This is a genomic window from Thalassobacillus pellis, assembly GCF_016908295.1.
Taxonomy (GTDB): Bacteria; Bacillota; Bacilli; order Bacillales; family Halobacillaceae; genus Thalassobacillus; species Thalassobacillus pellis.
Genome location: NZ_JAFBDO010000001.1, coordinates 1,208,992 through 1,227,675 on the forward strand (window position 1 = coordinate 1,208,992; position 18,684 = coordinate 1,227,675).

Annotated in this window: 18 protein-coding genes, 1 rRNA gene, 1 other RNA gene, 1 pseudogene and 1 riboswitch; of the genes and pseudogenes, 16 read left to right on the forward strand and 5 right to left on the reverse strand. The window is 44.6% G+C overall.

Annotated features, from left to right (window positions below):
* Positions 1 to 79 precede the first annotated feature (79 nt).
* The gene (locus JOC33_RS05625) at positions 80 to 271 is read right to left on the reverse strand and encodes a hypothetical protein (RefSeq protein ID WP_205091466.1); all 192 of its coding nucleotides are present in this window, start codon (positions 269 to 271) and stop codon (positions 80 to 82) included.
* Between the two features lie 135 nt (positions 272 to 406).
* On the opposite strand from JOC33_RS05625, the gene aldA reads away from it, so the two are divergent.
* Complete coding sequence (gene aldA, locus JOC33_RS05630; protein ID WP_205091467.1) at positions 407 to 1,861, forward strand: aldehyde dehydrogenase; 1,455 nt, start codon at positions 407 to 409, stop codon at positions 1,859 to 1,861.
* A 121-nt stretch (positions 1,862 to 1,982) separates the two neighbouring features.
* Here aldA and queF read toward each other — a convergent pair whose 3' ends face one another.
* Positions 1,983 to 2,480, reverse strand: a complete 498-nt coding sequence (queF, locus tag JOC33_RS05635) for a preQ(1) synthase (protein ID WP_205091468.1) — start codon at positions 2,478 to 2,480, stop codon at positions 1,983 to 1,985.
* A 61-nt stretch (positions 2,481 to 2,541) separates the two neighbouring features.
* A riboswitch (PreQ1 riboswitch) is annotated at positions 2,542 to 2,588 on the reverse strand.
* A gap of 257 nt (positions 2,589 to 2,845) precedes the next feature.
* On the opposite strand from queF, the gene acsA reads away from it, so the two are divergent.
* Entirely contained in the window at positions 2,846 to 4,555 is a 1,710-nt protein-coding gene (gene acsA / locus JOC33_RS05640; protein WP_205091469.1) for an acetate--CoA ligase, read from the forward strand.
* A gap of 548 nt (positions 4,556 to 5,103) precedes the next feature.
* Here acsA and hmpA read toward each other — a convergent pair.
* Positions 5,104 to 6,339 (reverse strand): NO-inducible flavohemoprotein, encoded by a 1,236-nt coding sequence (hmpA, locus tag JOC33_RS05645; RefSeq protein ID WP_205091470.1) that lies wholly within the window; start codon positions 6,337 to 6,339, stop codon positions 5,104 to 5,106.
* A 209-nt stretch (positions 6,340 to 6,548) separates the two neighbouring features.
* On the opposite strand from hmpA, the gene JOC33_RS05650 reads away from it, so the two are divergent.
* The 4 genes and pseudogenes from JOC33_RS05650 to JOC33_RS05665 form a co-directional block, all read left to right on the forward strand.
* Positions 6,549 to 6,989, forward strand: coding sequence for an Rrf2 family transcriptional regulator (locus tag JOC33_RS05650; protein WP_205091471.1), 441 nt, complete (start codon positions 6,549 to 6,551; stop codon positions 6,987 to 6,989).
* A 284-nt stretch (positions 6,990 to 7,273) separates the two neighbouring features.
* Entirely contained in the window at positions 7,274 to 8,584 is a 1,311-nt protein-coding gene (locus JOC33_RS05655; protein ID WP_205091472.1) for a lysine N(6)-hydroxylase/L-ornithine N(5)-oxygenase family protein, read from the forward strand.
* A gap of 96 nt (positions 8,585 to 8,680) precedes the next feature.
* The gene (locus JOC33_RS05660; protein ID WP_205091473.1) at positions 8,681 to 9,196 is read left to right on the forward strand and encodes a type 1 glutamine amidotransferase domain-containing protein; all 516 of its coding nucleotides are present in this window, start codon (positions 8,681 to 8,683) and stop codon (positions 9,194 to 9,196) included.
* 239 nt (positions 9,197 to 9,435) lie between these two features.
* Positions 9,436 to 9,696: pseudogene (locus tag JOC33_RS05665) on the forward strand (transposase family protein); the annotation flags it as partial.
* Positions 9,697 to 9,989: 293 nt separating this feature from the next.
* On the opposite strand, the gene JOC33_RS05670 reads toward JOC33_RS05665, so the two are convergent.
* On the reverse strand, positions 9,990 to 10,394 hold the full coding sequence (locus JOC33_RS05670; protein ID WP_205091475.1) for a PH domain-containing protein: 405 nt from the start codon (positions 10,392 to 10,394) through the stop codon (positions 9,990 to 9,992).
* A gap of 60 nt (positions 10,395 to 10,454) precedes the next feature.
* Here JOC33_RS05670 and JOC33_RS05675 point away from each other — a divergent pair, with 60 nt between their 5' ends.
* Both JOC33_RS05675 and JOC33_RS05680 read left to right on the forward strand, forming a co-directional pair.
* Positions 10,455 to 11,225 (forward strand): DUF3891 family protein, encoded by a 771-nt coding sequence (locus JOC33_RS05675; RefSeq protein ID WP_205091476.1) that lies wholly within the window; start codon positions 10,455 to 10,457, stop codon positions 11,223 to 11,225.
* Between the two features lie 3 nt (positions 11,226 to 11,228).
* Positions 11,229 to 11,939, forward strand: a complete 711-nt coding sequence (locus JOC33_RS05680; RefSeq protein ID WP_205091477.1) for a GNAT family N-acetyltransferase — start codon at positions 11,229 to 11,231, stop codon at positions 11,937 to 11,939.
* Between the two features lie 36 nt (positions 11,940 to 11,975).
* Here JOC33_RS05680 and JOC33_RS05685 read toward each other — a convergent pair whose 3' ends face one another.
* Positions 11,976 to 13,265: a glycoside hydrolase family 18 protein gene (locus JOC33_RS05685; protein WP_205091559.1), complete on the reverse strand. Its 1,290-nt coding sequence runs from the start codon at positions 13,263 to 13,265 to the stop codon at positions 11,976 to 11,978.
* A gap of 167 nt (positions 13,266 to 13,432) precedes the next feature.
* Between JOC33_RS05685 and tadA the strand changes: the two genes are divergently transcribed.
* The 8 genes from tadA to JOC33_RS05725 all read left to right on the forward strand — a co-directional run.
* Positions 13,433 to 13,921 carry a tRNA adenosine(34) deaminase TadA gene (gene tadA / locus JOC33_RS05690; RefSeq protein ID WP_205091478.1) on the forward strand — a complete coding sequence of 163 codons (489 nt, stop codon included), beginning with the start codon at positions 13,433 to 13,435 and terminating at the stop codon, positions 13,919 to 13,921.
* 45 nt (positions 13,922 to 13,966) lie between these two features.
* Positions 13,967 to 14,232: signal recognition particle sRNA large type (gene ffs / locus JOC33_RS05695), an RNA gene on the forward strand.
* Between the two features lie 227 nt (positions 14,233 to 14,459).
* Entirely contained in the window at positions 14,460 to 16,142 is a 1,683-nt protein-coding gene (gene dnaX / locus JOC33_RS05700) for a DNA polymerase III subunit gamma/tau (protein WP_205091560.1), read from the forward strand.
* Between the two features lie 18 nt (positions 16,143 to 16,160).
* Positions 16,161 to 16,478, forward strand: coding sequence for a YbaB/EbfC family nucleoid-associated protein (locus JOC33_RS05705; RefSeq protein ID WP_205091479.1), 318 nt, complete (start codon positions 16,161 to 16,163; stop codon positions 16,476 to 16,478).
* Positions 16,479 to 16,489: 11 nt separating this feature from the next.
* A complete protein-coding gene (gene recR / locus JOC33_RS05710) occupies positions 16,490 to 17,086 on the forward strand; it encodes a recombination mediator RecR (protein ID WP_205091480.1) in 597 nt (198 codons plus the stop codon).
* A gap of 13 nt (positions 17,087 to 17,099) precedes the next feature.
* Positions 17,100 to 17,312 carry a YaaL family protein gene (locus JOC33_RS05715; protein WP_205091481.1) on the forward strand — a complete coding sequence of 71 codons (213 nt, stop codon included), beginning with the start codon at positions 17,100 to 17,102 and terminating at the stop codon, positions 17,310 to 17,312.
* Between the two features lie 69 nt (positions 17,313 to 17,381).
* On the forward strand, positions 17,382 to 17,645 hold the full coding sequence (locus JOC33_RS05720) for a pro-sigmaK processing inhibitor BofA family protein (RefSeq protein ID WP_205091482.1): 264 nt from the start codon (positions 17,382 to 17,384) through the stop codon (positions 17,643 to 17,645).
* Positions 17,646 to 18,355: 710 nt separating this feature from the next.
* Positions 18,356 to 18,684 (forward strand): 16S ribosomal RNA (locus tag JOC33_RS05725); the annotation flags it as partial.

An 18,684-nucleotide genomic window follows, 5' to 3' on the forward strand; every position in this document is an offset into this window, starting at 1 on the left:
GTTCGGTTAAAAGGAGTATTTTTCATCACAAAAAAAGCTTGCAGAGAGTACGTGGTTTCTCTGCAAGCTTCAGAAGCTATTATCTGGCTTCTTTTCGAGCGGGTGCTTCTGTCCAGGCAACCCATCCTGCTGATAAAAAGACGATGGTGGCTGCCAGGAACGTCACCCCGATAATCATATTCTCTACTAACATCAACATGACACCAGAAGTAAATGCGTTCATGATTCCTATAGCGATGAACATCCAGGAGGCAAGACTCTTCTTACGCACGATGATCACCCCATTTTCAATAGGTTACTTTCAGTATAATCGAATTGCTGCTGCCCGTACATAAGCAGATTAGCGTGTTTAGTGCAGGAAAATAGGTGGAAAATATTGTACAGAAAGCAAAGAGGAGGATTATTCTTGCAAACACACAAGTTATATATTGATGGGCAGTACGTAGAATCTACAGGAAATGAGTGGCTGGACATTATTAATCCGGCGACTGAGGAAGTGATTTCTCGGACGCCGCGTGGCACGGAAGAAGACGTAGACAGGGCTGTTAAAGCAGCCTTCAACGCTCAAAAGGATTGGGAGATGACCCCGAATATTGAACGGGGGAAAATCGTCCGGGCACTTGGCGATAAAATCGAAGAACAGCGTGACCGGTTTATCGAATTGCTTCAGGAAGAACAGGGAAAAGATTATGAGCTTGCCAGCGGAGAAGTGGATCTTGCTATTGATTATTTCCGTTATATGTCTGAATGGGCACGCAGGATAGAAGGAGAAATCGTTCCAAGTGACCGTCCGAATGAGCAAATTCATATTTACAAAAAGCCGATTGGCGTAGTCGGTGGCATTGTTCCGTGGAATTTTCCAGTATTCATTTTAGCCCGAAAAGTAGCGACTGCACTGGTTACTGGATGTACCATCGTGCTTAAGCCGAGTCAGCAGACGCCGAACACCGCCATGGAATTCACTAAACTGGTTGATAGCATGTCAGAAATCCCAAATGGCGTGTATAACCTTGTGACGGGTACAGGATCAGAAATCGGCAATGCACTTGCATCTCACGAAAATGTACACATGATTTCCATGACTGGCAGTGTTCCAGCAGGTACAAAAGTGATGGAGGCTGCGGCGCAAAATATTACGAAGGTCAATTTAGAGCTTGGCGGTAAAGCACCGGCGATCGTTACAGAAAATGCCGATCTGGATTTGGCAGCAGAGAACATTATGATTTCCCGGCTGGCCAATAACGGTCAGGCATGCACAAACGCGGAGCGTGTGTATGTCCATGAAAGTGTAGCGGATGCATTCCTTGAAAAATTAAAACAAGAGATCGAAGGCGTGACAATTGATGATCCCCTTGCCAATAAAGAGGCGGATGTCGGTCCGTTAGTCAGTCAGGAACGGAAGGAAAAAGTAGCAGAAATGGTAGCCGCCGCCGTTGAGGAAGGTGCCGAAATCGTAACGGGAGGCGACAGTCCATCCGGCATGGATAAAGGTTTCTTCTATCAGCCTACTGTTTTGAAAAACGTCAGTCAGGACATGGAAATCATCCAGGAGGAGATTTTCGGTCCAGTTATCCCTGTCAGCACTTTCAAGTCGCTTGATGAAGCCATTGAGCGTGGAAATGACACGAAGTATGGCCTTTCTTCTTCTGTGTACACAGAAGATTATCATGAAGCGATGCGTGTCGTAAACGAGCTGAAATTCGGGGAGACCTTCATCAATCGTGAAAACTTTGAAGCAGTCCAAGGCTACCATGCCGGTATGCGCCAATCCGGCTTAGGCGGAGCTGATGGAAAGCATGGGGTGGAAGATTTCTTAGTCACCCAGACCGTCTATATGCAATACAAGCAGGATAAACAATAGGGGAAAACAGCCCGCTTTCTGCATCCAAGCGGAAAGCGGGCTGTTTTACCTGCCATACATAAATATAAAAACAGGCTGTCTCTTTTGTCTGAATAGACGTTTGAGACAGCCTGCTTATCGATTAGCGATTATCAACTTTTTCCGGATACAGATCATGGTTCATCAGCCGCTGTTCTGCCATCTGTTCGAATTTTGTCCCTGGTTTACCATAGTTACAGTAAGGGTCGATGGATATCCCGCCTCTTGGAGTGAATTTCCCCCATACTTCGAGATATCGTGGATCCATAAGCTCAATCAGATCATTCATGATCATATTGACACTGTCTTCATGAAAACCGCCATGGTTACGGTAGCTGAACAGGTATAGCTTCAGCGATTTGCTTTCCACCATTTTCTGATCAGGGATATAACTGATATAAATTGTTGCAAAATCAGGCTGTCCAGTTTTGGGGCACAGTGTGGTGAATTCAGGACAGTTGAATTTCACGAAATAATCCCTGTCCGGATGCTGGTTATCGAATGTTTCTAATACTCCAGGGTCATAGTCGAACGAATAGCTTGTTCCCTGACTTCCCAATAGAGACAGGTCTTTTAAATCTTCGTCTTTCCTCCCGGTCATATTCAAAATCTCCTTTCTATTAAAAAAGCCACATCCTAAGGGATATGGCTGATAACGACATATATCCTTAGTTTTTTATCGAGGGTTTGAGCTAAGAACCTCTCCCATCCAATGATAGGTTTATATACCGTACTGCCCATTAATTATAGAGCGGCCCAATTGCCCTGTCAATAAAGGGAAGTATCCTACTTTTTGGCAAAAGTTGTTGCGAATTACTTTAAAACTTTTTGCAAGTATTCTAAAATGATAAGTAATTCACGAATTTTTAGAAAAGTCCAAATTGAGCAGCAGTCCACACATTCAACGGTGGGAGTTTTTTTGCCAGTAGAAGAAATCGTTTACAAAATTTTTAATGAGGTGATTCAATGGACATGCAACCAATTCCAGCACGCGAAGGCAATCACAACATGAAAGATTACAAAGATACTTATGAAAAATTCCAGTGGGACAGCGTCAAGAGTGAATTCACCTGGAGTGAAACAGGCAAGGTGAACATCGCTTATGAGGCGATCGACCGTCATGCAGATAATCCTGCCAAAAAAGATCAGACTGCATTGATTTATTCGTCTCCGGATCGTGAAGAAAAACTTACCTTTGAAGACTTGAAGCTCAAAAGTAACCAGTTTGCAAATGTACTTAATAAATATGATGTAAAAAAAGGCGACCGCGTCTTCCTGTTCATGCACCGCAGCCCTGAATTTTATGCTGCTTTTCTGGGAATCCTCAAAGTCGGCGCCATTGCCGGTCCGCTGTTTGAAGCGTTCATGGAACAGGCAGTAAGAGATCGCTTGGAAGACAGTGAAGCAAGCATGCTGATTACCACACCGGAGCTCCTTGATCGTGTTCCTGTGGATGACTTGCCGCATTTGAAACAAATCGTCCTGGTCGGTGGAAACTCCGGCGATGGTTATATTGACTATCATAAGGAAATGGACCAGGCTTCCAAGGATTTTGACATAGAATGGGTTGATTTGGAAGACGGGATGCTGCTCCATTACACTTCCGGTTCTACCGGAAAGCCAAAGGGTGTCTATCATGTCCATAACGCAATGATTCAGCACTATCAGACCGGTAAATGGGTGCTTGATTTGAAGGAAGATGATATTTACTGGTGTACAGCTGACCCAGGATGGGTAACAGGGACAAGTTATGGTATTTTTGCACCATGGCTGAATGGGGTTACCAATATTATTCGTGGCGGACGATTCAGCCCGGACGATTGGTACGGTACGATTGATAAATACAATGTATCCGTCTGGTATTCTGCGCCGACAGCTTTCCGTAAACTTGTAAGTGCTGGCGAAGATGTCGTCAAAAAACATGACCTGTCTTCTTTGAGGCATGTGCTAAGTGTCGGAGAACCCCTCAACCCTGAAGTAATCACATGGGGAATGAAAGCATTCGACCTGAGAATCCATGATACATGGTGGATGACAGAAACCGGAGCAATGCTGATCTGTAACTATCCGACTATGGATATGCGCCCAGGCTCCATGGGCAAACCTTTCCCGGGAGTTGAGGCAGCAATCGTCGATAATGAAGGGAACGAACTTCCTCCAAACCAAATGGGGAACCTCGCCATTAAAAAAGGATGGCCATCCCAAATGCGTGCCATTTGGCAGAATCCAGGTAAGTTTGAAAGTTATTTCCTTGGAGATTGGTATGTATCAGGAGACAGCGCTTATCAGGACGAAGACGGCTATTTTTGGTTCCAGGGTCGTCTCGACGATGTGATCAATACCTCTGGTGAACGAGTGGGTCCATTTGAAGTCGAAAGCAAGCTGATTGAACATGAGGCTGTTGCTGAAGCAGGGGTTATCGGTAAACCTGATCCTGAGCGCGGCGAAATCATCAAGGCGTTTATTACGTTAAATGAAGGCTATGAGGAATCTGATGAACTACGGGAAGAAATCCGTCAGTTTGTCAAAAAAGGACTCAGTGCCCATGCAGCACCGAGAGAAATAGAAATCAAAGATACGATTCCTAAGACGCGGAGCGGTAAAATTATGCGCCGTCTGTTGAAATCCTGGGAACTAGGGCTTCCAACAGGGGATACGTCCACACTAGAAGAATAATCAAAAAAAGGGCGCTCACAAGAGCGTCCTTTCAGTTTGCAGAGAAACTCTATGTTGTTCTACAAGTTATATTTTTATGCTCATTTACGGGGGCGAAATCACTCGCTTTCCGGGGACGAACGCCCGAGTCTCCCCGTGAACACACATGAGGCCAGTTAAAAAGCCTTTTCTAATCTAAAGGAGTTATTAAAGTTTGTTCTTGATTCTCAAGAATCGCTTATCGGTGGTATAAGTAAAACTAAGGCTTTCGCCATAAGGAATTGGCGACAAGCCATGTTTTTCTAATATGTAAAAAAGTAGATCTTTGCATTGTTGATTGCCAATTTGGGCAGGGGAAACGATGAGACTCCTGCAGGAGAGGCAAGGCTGACGAGGCCCCGCAGGGCGAAGCCCGAGGAGACTTGTCGTCTTCCCTGCGGAAAGGGAATCGTTTCCCGGCCATACTTTTCCGGTATCAACAATTAGAAAAACTCAAGAAGCTGCCCATAAGTCTAATTCAGACTTATGGTACAGCCCCTTTCTTTTCTATTTATTAAAACTTTATTTCTTTAGCTCTCAATATCACCTTTAGGTCCGAAGAACTCGTAGTTGATACGGTCAGCTGGCACGTGCCATTCTTTTAATGCCTTGTTGACTGCTCTCATGAATCCTTCTGGCCCGCAGAAGTAAAAATCTGCATTCTGCGGTACTACTGACTGAAGCCATGGCAGGTCGATATATCCTTCCTTCGTGTAGAGCATTGCTTCCATATCTTCTTCAGTCGGAGAATCATAGATGATATAGGTTTTTACGTTTGAAAGTTGATCCGCTTTTTTCATGTCATCCTTTAAGGCATGGAAGCTGCCGTTGCGAGCTGCGTGAATGAAATGAACTTCACGGTCGGACTTTTCGTTGATAAGGGTTTGGAGCATGCTCATCATCGGTGTCAGTCCTACTCCACCACTAATGAGGACGAGCGGATTTTTTGATTCCTTATCCAGGAAGAAGTCTCCGGCTGGCGCACTGACAGGAAGAACATCTCCTTTTTTTACTTGTTCGTGGAGGAAGGTGGAAACCTTTCCTTCAGGCAGTTCCTCTGTCCCATCCTCCCGTTTCACACTTATCCGGAAATATTCTCTTCCAGGTGAGTCAGAGAGGCTGTACTGGCGAAGCTGCTCATATTTTTCTCCAGGCATTTGTGCTTTTATGGTTAAATATTGTCCAGGCTTGAAGGTCGGTAAAGCACCGCCATCTACAGGCTTTAAATAAAAGGAAGTAATGACATCGCTTTCCTTCACTTTATCAAACACTTCAAAGTCACGGTAACCGACCCAGCCGCCTTTTTTCTCTTCGGTTTCCTTATACATGGCCGCTTCGACTTGAATAAAGGCTTCTGCAATTTCACCATAAGCGACCCGCCAAGCTTCCATAATATCATCGGTTGCTGCATCTCCGAGCACATCTTTAATTGCAAGAAGGAGGTACTTTCCAACAATCGGGTAATGTTCTGGTTTGATATTCAAGCTGCGATGTTTGTTGGCAATTTGTTCAACAGCCGGCATGATCTGGCTCAAATCATCGATATACTGGGCTGCGGCATATACAGCACCTGCTAGTGCGCGTGGCTGTTTACCTTCTTCTTGATGGGTCATATTAAAGATGTTTTTGAGCTCTGGATGCGCTTCAAACATCAATTGATAGAATCGAGTCGTAATTTTCTCTCCATGCTCTGCCAGGACTGGTGCAGTAGCTTTGACTGTTTTAATCGTCTGTTCATCTAACCTCGTCATTGTTTGAGTAGCCATATTTTAAATAACCCCTTTACGTATGAAAGATGTATTTTGTGTACATCTTTATTGTAAAAACAATTTTAGCACTAAAGCAATATTGTAAATACAGGTTTTTGTGACGATTCCGTTAACGTTTCACATGAAACAATTAATTTGTCGAAAAAGACATTATTATAACGATGTGGTACGATGAGAAAAACAAAGATGAGGGAGTATGACTTTTTATGCGTCTGAAAAAATACACCGACTACGCCTTGCGTGTATTAATTTACACCGCTTCCAAACCGGAAGGGGAGCTTGCGAGCATCAAAGAAATTTCGAGGGTATTCGACATATCAGAAAACCATTTGGGGAAAATCGTCCACCAGCTGAACAAATTGGAGCTTATTGAAACCATAAGAGGACGATTAGGCGGACTTAGGCTTGCGAAAAATCCAGAAGAAATAAATATAGGCAGCGTCGTCCGAACGATGGAAGATGATTTTCTGCTGCTGGAATGCTTCGACAGGGAAAATAATGAATGTGTCATCACGCCTGGCTGTAAGTTGAAGGATGTTTTGAACGATGCCTTGAAAGCGTTTTTAAACGTTTTGGATCACTATACCCTGGCTGATCTGCTTGAAAACCAGGGGGTTTTGAAACACCTGATGTCCATTGCCGATTGAGAAGGAACCGCCTGAGCAGGCGGTTTTTAATTTTACACTTTTAGAAATTTTAACTTTGTAAAAGAATTAAAGTATACGTAAAACTAAGGTTTTCGTCATAAGGACTTAACGGCAAGCCAAGTTTTTCTAACGTTCAGGAAGGATATAACCTTAGCAAAGAAGCCTTCAAAGTTGGGAGAATTTTTAAGTTCAAATTATAAGAGAAAAACCAGCGTTTCACGAAAGAAAGAGTGAATGAAATTTGATAATAAAAAGGTGAATGATAGACAGGAGTGGGACTTTATATGGATGATATGTATGATGTGATTGGCATCGGAATAGGACCGTTTAATCTGGGGTTGGCCGCACTGATGGATAAAACTGAATTGAATGGTATTTTCTTTGATAAAACTTCTCAGTTCGACTGGCACCCCGGTATGATGATAGAAAAGATGGATCTCCAGGTACCTTTCCTAGCAGATGTGGTGACTTTGGCAGATCCAACAAGCCCGTATTCTTATTTAAATTACTTACGTGAGGAAAATCGGTTATTCAAATTTTTCTTTTATAGTGAATTTAAGGTTCCAAGACAGGAATACAACGATTATTTGAAATGGGTGGTTTCTCGTCTGCAGGGGCTAATGTTTAACCATAAGGTCATCGATGTAGTCGATCACCCTCAGGCGAATGACCCCCATTATGAAGTAATCGTAAAAGATATAGAGCACGGCATCGAGAAATCCTATCATACCAGGCATGTGGTTATGGGAACTGGCAGTAAACCGCTAATGTTAAAAGATATGACAGGCTTGCCCGAAGAAGATGTGCTTCATACCAGCAAGTATTTGTACCATAAGGAAAAGCTGCTGAATTCAGAGCACGTAACGATCGTGGGTTCCGGACAAAGTGCAGCAGAAGTTTTCCTTGATTTACTCCAGGAACAGGAATATCGCGATGATATGCATCTGACCCTGCTGACACGTTCAGCAGGATTATTTCAACTGGAAAGCGCCAAGCTTGGCCAGGAGTTTTTTTCACCGGATTACGTCGATTATTTTCACGAGCTGCCTTTCGATAAACGAACTGATTCACTGGAGATGCTAGGAAGCCTCCGGAAAGGAATTGATCCTGATACATTGAAGGGATTATACCGTACACTCTACCATAAGACGACAGGATCAAAAAAAGCGAATATTACAATCCAGCCGATGACAGAAGTCCAGGAAATCACCACGGCAGGTCAAGGGTATCAGCTGCAATGCCATCAATGGCAAAAGGATTCTCATTTCACCTATATGACAGACAAGGTGGTACTTGCTACCGGTTATAGACCGCATATCCCTGATTGGTTTCTGGAACGTTTTCAGGATAAAGTCGAATGGGAAGATGATAAGCGGTACCAGGTCACTAGAGATTTTCGCCTTGTTTTTCATGATGACAGAAACCATCACTTTTTTGTGTCTACTAATCTTACGCATACCCATGGAGCAGGGGCAACGAATCTTGCCCTGGCAACCCAGCGGAACATTGAAATCATCAACAAAATAGCTGGTAAACAAATTTATGAAGAGCAGCGGAATACAATTTTTCAGCAGTTCACTATGGAGGATAATTAACAAAAATATCCTTTTCCCAGTTTAAATCTTTCCGTTGCGGGTACATCAAAAATGTGACTTCATTAATCATTAAGGAAGATGAAGGAGGATTTTTGTATGGGTAAGAAAATTGCATGCCTGATGACAGACATGTTTGAGGATGTAGAATATACAGATCCGGCGAAGCAATACCAGGAAGCCGGACATGAAGTAGTAACAATCGAGAAGGAATCTGGTAAAGAAGTGACAGGGAAAAATGGTGACGCTAAAGTAAAAATCGATAAAGGAATCGATGACGTGAAGCCGGATGACTTTGATGCTTTGTTTTTACCAGGCGGTTTTTCTCCGGATCAACTGCGTGCGGATGAGCGATTTGTAAAATTCGCCAAACATTTCATGGATGAGAAAAAGCCGGTTTTTGCTATTTGCCACGGACCTCAGCTGCTTATTACTGCCAAGACCCTGGAAGGCCGCAAAGCTACCGGATTTACCTCCATTGCAGTGGATATGGAATATGCCGGTGTTGATTTTCAGGATAAAGAAGTTGTCGTCTGCGGTGATCAGCTCGTAACAAGCCGTAACCCGGATGATATTCCGGCATTCAACCGTGAATCTCTTGCACTTCTCGGCTGAATAGTAAACTCTGAGACGATAAAAAGAAGGTCTCCCCCTGGTGGCCGCTGAAAAACTGAAGATTTATAAGGTAGATTAAAAAAAGGCTGTCTCAAAAGTCTAAAATAGACTTACGGGCAGCCTCTTGTTTTTGGCTCTAATATATGTTGGGGTTTTAGAAAATTCGGCAAAAAAAATACACGCAAACTCCTATAACCTTTAAACTTGAATTGTCGAGAAACAAGCAGTAAAGGAGTTGCGTGTACATGCAGTTTAACATGACTTTGCCAGGATTAGAAGAAGTGAATATCACAAAATCTGAGGAAGTGGAGGGTGCTCTTCTTCTTCATATTACGGTTCCAAAGAAGGCCCAACGATGTCCTCTTTGTGGAGAACGTACCAGTCGCATACATGATTACCGTACACAGAAGATTCAACACTTAAAGGTTTTCGAACGGACCAGTTATCTGTTTTATCGTAAAAGACGTTATGTATGTCCGTGTGGGAAGCGATTCTTAGAACCTGTTTTTTTACACTTTTAGAAAGTTTAACTTTGTTAAAGGATTAAAATATAAGTAAAACTAAGGCTTTCGCTATAAGAACTTAGCGATAAGCCAAGTTTTTCTAATTGTTGATACCGGAAAAGTATGGCTGGGATACGATTCCCTTTCCGCAGGGAAGACGTCAAGTCTCCTCGAGCTTCGCCCTGCGGGGCCGTGCCCACGGCAAGCGATTCGAGAGATTAAACAAACAGCTCCTTAAAATTATAATGGACTTTTTTCATGGCCTTTCCATTGGGCAGCAATTATATTTATCAAATCTCTATTCTCGCATTTGGACATCGTTCTTTCAGTACTTGCCTTAACCTTTCCTCATCTTTTGGTGCAGAGACGCGGAAGGACTCATTGGACCCTGTAACCTCCAGTCTTTTCAATGTCCAGGAAGGGCTTGCCAGTGGATTATAGCTGTAAGTCACCGATCTAATATCATAAAGTGGAAGAGACTTTTTGATGGGACCGAAATGGGAGTTGAAGGCAACATCGGTAACTTCATGGTATGATTGAAATAACGCCCATATCATAATGGCCTCGATTACAATGATGAGGACCAGTCCGACCCATCCTTCGTCCGGATCCATATAAGCAAAAATGGCGGCAATGGGGATGAGGATGGTGACAAGTATCACGAGCAAGGGGTTCTTTTTTACGGCAAATTTCATTTTTTCACCTCATTCAGAAAGTTAAATATACATAGAAGTTTTTGACGGGAGGAATACGATATGATTGTCAATCAGTTTGACCAGCATTTTTTAATGTTTGCCCAACATGATCATGCGCTGGGGTCAGGTGTGCTCGTAGATAATTGGAAGCAGGATTTCCTGATTCGATCTAAACTGAGAGAAGAGGCTGACTGGGCTGTTGCCCAGCATGACCGCGCCTGGATTCCCCTCGATAAGCGTCCGATTTGGAACGAGAAGAAAGACCGTCCGTATTCTTTTATTGATTACCCGCTTCAGGAAAAGCTGGATGCTTATACCCGGGGGATTGACAGCATTGCCAAAGAGTCTTCCTATGCTGCAATGCTTTGTAGTCTTCATTATAGCTCATTTTTTCCTGCTGACACGAAGGACTCGACTATCCAAGCCTTTCTAGACCATGAGAAAGAGCGGAGGGAAAAGCTGTCTGAAAAGCTGACAATCGATGTACCCAAAGACCTTTACGATCGTCATTTCAGACGGCTGCAGTTTTGTGATGATCTTTCGTTATATATATGTATGCAGGAGCCTGGTGTCTCGAAGGAAAAGGAGCTGTCCTGGTTTAAAAACGGCTTTCGCCAATCTTTCGACTTTGCTCCGGATGGGATGATGGCCCACTGGCTGGATTCAGAAACTGTTTCGGTCCAACCGTTTCCGTTTGAGCGGATTTTTGAACTGAATGTTCCATATCGTATTGTAACAAAGGAGGCAATTGCTCAAAAAGGATTGCAGAAAGCCTGGGAAACAGCAGATATAAAAGAGCGTAAGGTGACCCTCGTTCCAGGGAGGAAATGATCTATGTCACTGGAAGCAGAGTTTGGTGTCAAGATATTAAGAGGAAATGACTACGCAGTAATAGAAGAAGCAGAAAAGGTTCCCTTCGTGAGGTTTGAGGAGTTAATTTATAATGCCAAAAAAAAGCTCGTTCACGAGGAGCTGAAGAAAATTGTCCTCGTCCTGGAAGGAGATCTTGATCGACTCGTTTTGGAAACGCTAAAGAACGAAGGATTTCAGCATACCAAGAAGCGCTGCCGCTATGAATTTGACTTCCAAAAGCCTTTTCCCTTTCCTTTAGACAGGCGTATTTGTCTCCAGTCGATTGATGAGATTGGTGAGACTGCTTTTTTATCACTTTGGGAACAGGCTGCCGGTCGCTCCCAGGCAAAACGAGATTACACCAGTTTAAAAAGCGAGTTAGGCAAAACATACAAAAGATCTTGCTATGGCATTATTCTTGAAGATAAAGGAATCGGAATAGCTCTTCCCCATATCGAGCCAGGCACCGAGCAGGAAGGCAGGCTGTTTTTCATCGGTTTGATTCCCGCTTTTCGGGGTAAGGGGTTTGGAGTAGAGGCTCACCGCCATGCATTATATATCTTAAAAGAACGATTCCTGGCAGAAAATTATGTAGGGATGACCGATGAAGATAACCTTCCAATGAAACAAATCTTTTATGCCAATCACTGCATTAAAACAAGTGATGTTAACATATTTACCTATGAAATATAAAGAAGCGGTCCAAAAGTTTGGGCCGCTTTCCTTATGTCATTCCAATTTTTCGACATTGAACTGCTCATTTAACAACACCCAGTTTTGCGGGAAGGATAGCCCCAGTTTCCAATAGCTGACACCTTTCAATCCCAGTTCTTTCACGAGGTCGAATTTCGCCTGAATGGATCTGGCATCCTCGAACCATACCTCATGGCGGTTCCCTTCGTTATCCTGGTAAAAGTAGAATGGTGCCTGGGCTTCCTGGTCGTACTGAATAGCGACGTTGTTTTCCCGGGCTCGCTGAATCGCCTGCTGGGGGCTGAGGGCTTCTGCAAACTCCCCGCCTTCAACAAAAGGAAGTGTCCAGTCATAACCATAAAGGTTCTGCCCTAGCAAGATCTTTTCTGCCGGCATCTCGGTAAGGGCATACTCGACTACTTCACGCACTGGACCAATTGGTGACACGGCCATGGGAGGTCCCCCGCTGTATCCCCATTCGTACGTCATCAAAACGACAAAATCGACAATTTCCCCATGGGCAGCATAGTCATGTGCTTCATACCATGCCCCCTCTTGCTCTGCACTTGTTTTTGGGGCAAGGGCAGTGGAAAGGAGAAAACCTTCCTGGCTGAGACGTTGTTTGGCTTTTCTTAAAAAGTTATTGTAGTCCTCACGGTTCTCAGGAGGCAAAAATTCAAAGTCAAAATGGACGTCCCTGTAACCGCCTTCCCGTGCAGTTGTCACAATATTATCAAGCAGTGTATTCTGGACGTTTTCATTTGTTAAAATCGTCCTGCCTAACTCTGCGCTGAACCCTTCATCAGTAAGGTTAGTTACAACGAGCATCAGGGCCGTATTATTTTCTTCAGCAATTTGCCTGAAGTTATTAAGCGGTGGTGCTTCCAGACTTCCATCTTCCTGAACCCGGTAGCTGAATGGTGCCAGGTAAGTCAGAAGAGGACTTCGCATCCTGGCTGCGCCCTCCAGCGTTGGGGAAACTTCGCCTCCTGTCGGCTCAATATAGGCATTGAAAGTAGCTGTTGTTTTTGGCTGTGGGGGAATGTATAACCGGAGCCCGACCTGCAATATAGTATCGGTAGAAATCCCGTTGATTTCCGCAAGCTGTTCGGCTGTTGTATTGAAACGCTGGGCAATGGAATATAAACTGTCGCCCGGCTGGACAAAATAGAACTGACCGACGATTGGAATGACCAGTGCCTGACCGACGACAAGCTGACCGGGTGCTTCCAACTCATTGGCATCAATAATCGCCTGGGGAGTTGAATTATATAAATTAGCGATCGCAAATAGACTCTCTCCACTTTGTACAACATGAATCTGCATCATGCCACTCCTTTCCTGAATTAGTCCTTTATCAGTTTATGAACAGGATAGGAACGATTATGATTTGATTGGGCAGAATAATTGATACTTGCACCTGCATAGTAAATTAGCGATACTAAAAGAAGTTGTAACTGAAAGTTATCATAATGAAGAAATGTGTGATTCCTATGCATGAAGATGAAAAGTGGATGAAGATTGCTATCGAAGAAGCTTACAAAGCAAAGGCGGTGGGGGAAGTTCCAATCGGAGCAGTAATTGTTAAAGATGGAAAGGCAATTGCTTCTGGCTATAACCTCAGAGAAACGAGCCAGCTCGCATCCTCCCACGCAGAGTTCATTGCCATCGAACAGGCAAACCAGGCAGTCGGAAGCTGGAGGCTGGAAGATTGTACATTATATGTGACATTAGAGCCTTGCCCCATGTGCGCCGGAGCAATCTTGCAATCGCGTATCCCTCGTGTGGTGTTCGGTGCCTTTGACCCGAAAGCAGGCTGTACGGGCACATTGATGAATCTGCTTGACGACGAGCGCTTTAATCATAAATCGGAAGTTGTCGGCGGCATACTGGAAGATGATTGTGGAGGGTTGCTCTCTGAGTTTTTCCAGGAGCTAAGGCTAAGAAAACGGCAGGAGAAGAAATCCAGAAATTCACAATGATTTTATCATTGATTTTATACCGAAAAATAGTTATACTGTAATATGCCGTGCTAAGCGGGGAGGTAGCGGTGCCCTGTACTCGCAATCCGCTATAGCGAGGCCGAATTCCCACCCGAGGTGGTGTGGCCTTAAGGTCTGCCTCAAGTTAGTGGTGTTGACACCCAGGTCCTGCGCAACGGGAACCAGCGAACCCTGTCAGGTCCGGAAGGAAGCAGCAGTAAGCTGACCATCTCGTGTGCCGCGGGAGTGCCTGGGTCGAGCCATGAGCTTGAGTAACGCTTAGGGCTGCACCATCGACGGTGGGTGCACGGCTTACATAGGAGAAACTCACCTGGTATCCAGGTGAGTTTTTTTCATGTCTAAGAAATTATAAAAATTCCTACTTACTAAAGAACCATGTATTTTAAGTAATAAAATTGAAACGGGATAAGGTTTTCATCTCCGATCGGATTCAGGTATAATAGGGGAGAAACCATGGGTGGACGCGACTGAAAAGCGGCTGCACCAGCTGGACAATGGAGTAAAGGAGAACGACCTTATGAGTTATCAGGCATTATATCGTGTATGGCGCCCCCGCAATTTTGCTGACGTCGTTGGACAAACGCATATTACGCGGACCCTGCAGAATGCGATCATGCAGGATAAATTTTCCCATGCCTACCTTTTTTCAGGCCCGCGGGGCACTGGGAAAACAAGTGCAGCAAAGATTTTCGCCAAAGCGGTCAACTGTGAGCGTTCTCCGGTAAAGGAACCCTGCAATGAGTGTCCGGCATGCCTCGGGATTCAGGACGGTTCCATTTCTGACGTTATTGAAATTGATGCGGCATCTAACAATGGGGTAGAACAGATCCGGGAAATCCGGGATAAAGTCAAATATGCTCCGAGCGCAGTACAATATAAAGTATATATCGTGGATGAAGTACATATGTTATCCATCGGGGCATTCAATGCCCTTCTGAAAACGCTGGAGGAGCCTCCAAAACATGTGATATTCATCCTGGCAACCACCGAACCTCATAAGATTCCATTAACGATCATCTCTCGCTGTCAACGCTTTGATTTTAAACGCATTTCTCAGCAGGCCATGGTGGAGCGGATGGAAACGATCATTGCGAGCGAAGGAATCACTGTGAACCGAGAAGCTCTGGAGGTTGTGGCCTTAACGGCTGAAGGCGGGATGCGGGATGCACTCAGTCTTCTCGACCAGGCAATCTCCTATAGTGATGACGAAGTTAGCATCGATGATGTGCTGGCAGTAACGGGGTCTGTATCCCAGCAGAAACTTGCAGGAGTAATCGATGCCCTGCATAATCAGGATGTCAAAGGCGCACTGCAGCACGTAGACGATTTAATCCAGAACGGGAAGGATCCAGGACGTTTCGTTTTTGACTTGATTTATTACTTGCGTGACATTTTGCTATATAAAAGTGCTCCTGGGCTGGAAGACAGCCTGGAACGCGCGATTCCGGATGAAACATTTAAGGAACTCGTTGAGCGTTTAGAGCCGGGATGGATTCAGCAGGCAATCAAAGAGCTTAATCAATGTCAGCAGGAAATGAAATGGACGACCAGCCCGAAGGTGTTCATTGAGATTGCCATGCTTAATTTAGCAGACAACGATAGTAAAGAACCAGCGGAAGCAGAAGCCGTTAAGCGACTGGCCAGAAGAATGGAGGAAATGGAGCGCGAATTGAAACAGCTCAAACAAAATCCTCCGCAGGCACACGCCCAGTCAGCGCCACAGGAACAGAAACGGCCACAACAGCGCGGCGGCAGGAATGGGTTCAAGGTTCCATACGAACGAATTCGCACTGTTCTTAATGAAGCTTCCAAAGACCAGCTGAAGAAAGTCCATTCCCAGTGGGCGAATTTCATGGATGCCTTAAAGCAGAACAATGCTCCGGCCCATGCAACTTTATTGAACAGCAAACCGAGAGCAGCTTCCGAAAAGGGGCTTGTGTTAGCCTTCAGATATGAAATTCATTGTTCTCTGGCGCTTGAACATCAGCAGACGATCGAACCCCTGTTGGCTGAGTTCATTGGGACGACGGTATCCATCATCCCGATTCCTGAAGCGAAATGGCAGGAGTTACGGGAAGAATATATCCGTAAGCAGAGAAGTGAAGGATCACCTGATGAGGAAGAAAGTAAAGAAGAAGATCCGTTGATCACCGAAGCCCGTAAGCTGGCCGGTGAGGATTTAATAGAAATACATGATTAAATTTAAGGAGGAATTACCATGCGTGGTGGAGGAAATATGAATAACATGATGAAGCAGATGCAGAAAATGCAGAAAAAAATGATGAAAGCTCAGGAAGAGCTTCATGAAATGACATTTGAAGCGACAGCCGGCGGTGGAATGGTTAAAATCACTGCTAACGGGAAAAAAGAAATTACAGATATTGAAATCGATGAAGAAGTCGTTGATCCTGATGATGTGGATATGCTGCAGGATCTCATCCTTGCTGCAACCAACGATGTATTAAAACAGGTTGACGACAAAACGAACGATACAATGGGACAGTTCACTCAAGGCTTGCCTGGAGGAATGTTCTAGGAGGAATTCTGATGTATTACCCAGAACCGATATCCAAGCTGATCGATAGCTTTACAAAATTGCCAGGGATCGGCCCGAAGACGGCGGTCCGACTGGCTTTTTTCGTTTTGAATATGGAGGAAGATGACGTCCTTGATTTTGCAAAATCCCTGGTAAATGCCAAGCGGGAACTGACTCATTGCAGTATCTGCGGGCAAATCACCGACCAGGATCCATGCTCCATTTGCCAGGATGAGTCTAGAGATAATTCTCTCATATGTGTAGTCCAGGATCCGAAAGATGTCATTGCGATGGAAAAAATGAAGGAATTCAGCGGGAAGTATCATGTCCTGCATGGTGCAATTTCACCGATGGATGGAATTGGGCCGGAAGATATCAATGTACCGAGCCTGTTGAACAGACTGAAAGATGAAGGGGTGGAAGAACTCATATTGGCGACCAACCCTAACATCGAAGGGGAAGCAACAGCTATGTACATTTCCAGACTTGTCAAACCATCTGGAATCAGGATTACCCGCCTTGCCCACGGACTTCCTATGGGCGGAGATTTAGAATATGCAGACGAAGTGACCCTTTCCAAAGCAATGGAAGGAAGACGAGAGCTATAAGGAGAAGAAGCGGATGTTCAGACGGAAAAAAATTAAAAAAGAAATGGACCAACAGTTACTGGCAGATATATACTATCTGAAACAGGAATGGACCCATTTAAGAAATATCATCGACCATAGTGTGGAGCCGACAGAAGAAGGTCTGCGCGATGTCGCTCTGGCTGAAGCGAAGTATTTTTATTTATTAAGAGAAGCAAGACACCGCCAATTAAGTGCTCTTTCTTAATGGAAGTGTGCTAATACTCTTTTGCAGTTCATAGCTTATATAGTAAGGACAAGCAAAGGAGGAGTTAGCATGGATCCGTTGATAGTGATCAGTGGATTGGTATTGGCAGTCGTACTGATATTGATACTTGGCGCCCCCATCAAACCTATGAAGTGGGTAGGCTTTATTGGCGTTAAAGTGCTGATAGGTGTGTTATTGTTATTTTTCGCTAATGTATTCGGTGCAGGCATCGGCTTGCATATACCAATCAACTTGTTTACCACGGTTGTAACTGGTTTATTGGGTGTTCCAGGGCTGCTGTCACTGACAGCTCTTCATATATGGATACTTTAATGAAGGCGAGGGGTTGCTCCTCGCCTTCAGGCTGTCGAGAAACTCTCGACAGCCTGATTTTCTTTCCTTTTTCACCGCACTTATTTGTTTTCCTATTGATAAGAAGTTGTTTAGGTGGTGATTTTCAAGGGAAGAACGACAAAAATGTAATGGAAATAGTAACGATTGAAGAGCTGGTTCCGTTATAGCTAGAGCGAAGGAGCCCAGACCGTGACACTCCTGCTTAAAAACGGGCGACCCGAGACCCCGCAGTGTGGGTTTCACGAGGAGGCTTGGGCGTTCGTCCGTGGAAAGGGAATGGTCTGGCACCTAGCGGCAAGAAAAAGGGAGTGCCTGCTCCTCGCCTTTTTCTTTTTTGCCTGAGTCTCGCCGTTCTACTACTTAATCTAGAAGGATCCTTCTTCAACTAAGGTGAAGTTAGAGTGTTTAAAAAAACTTTAAAAAAAGTGTTGCATGAAACTTCCCGGCATGGTACATTATTAAATGTCGCTTCAAGAGAGCGACCCAATCAAATAAAAAATCATGAAAAAAGTTGTTGACTTAAAAACAACAGCATGATATATTGATTAAGTCGCCATTTTGAGCGGCGGACAAACATTTGATCTTTGAAAACTGAACGAACCAACCAGTACGTCAATTCGATTTCTTCATTATATGGGGAAATCAAACAACGCACGAAAAAGTGCACAATGAGCAAGTCAAACTTTACTTTTATGGAGAGTTTGATCCTGGCTCAGGACGAACGCTGGCGGCGTGCCTAATACATGCAAGTCGAGCGCGTGAAGCAGGTGGATCCCTTCGGGGTGACACCTGTGGATCGAGCGGCGGACGGGTGAGTAACACGTGGGCAACCTGCCTGTAAGACTGGGATAACCCCGGGAAACCGGGGCTAATACCGGGTAATACCGGACTCCGCATGGAGTCTGGTTGAAAGATGGCTTCTTGCTATCACTTACAGATGGGCCCGCGGCGCATTAGCTAGTTGGTGAGGTAACGGCTCACCAAGGCGACGATGCGTAGCCGACCTGAGAGGGTGATC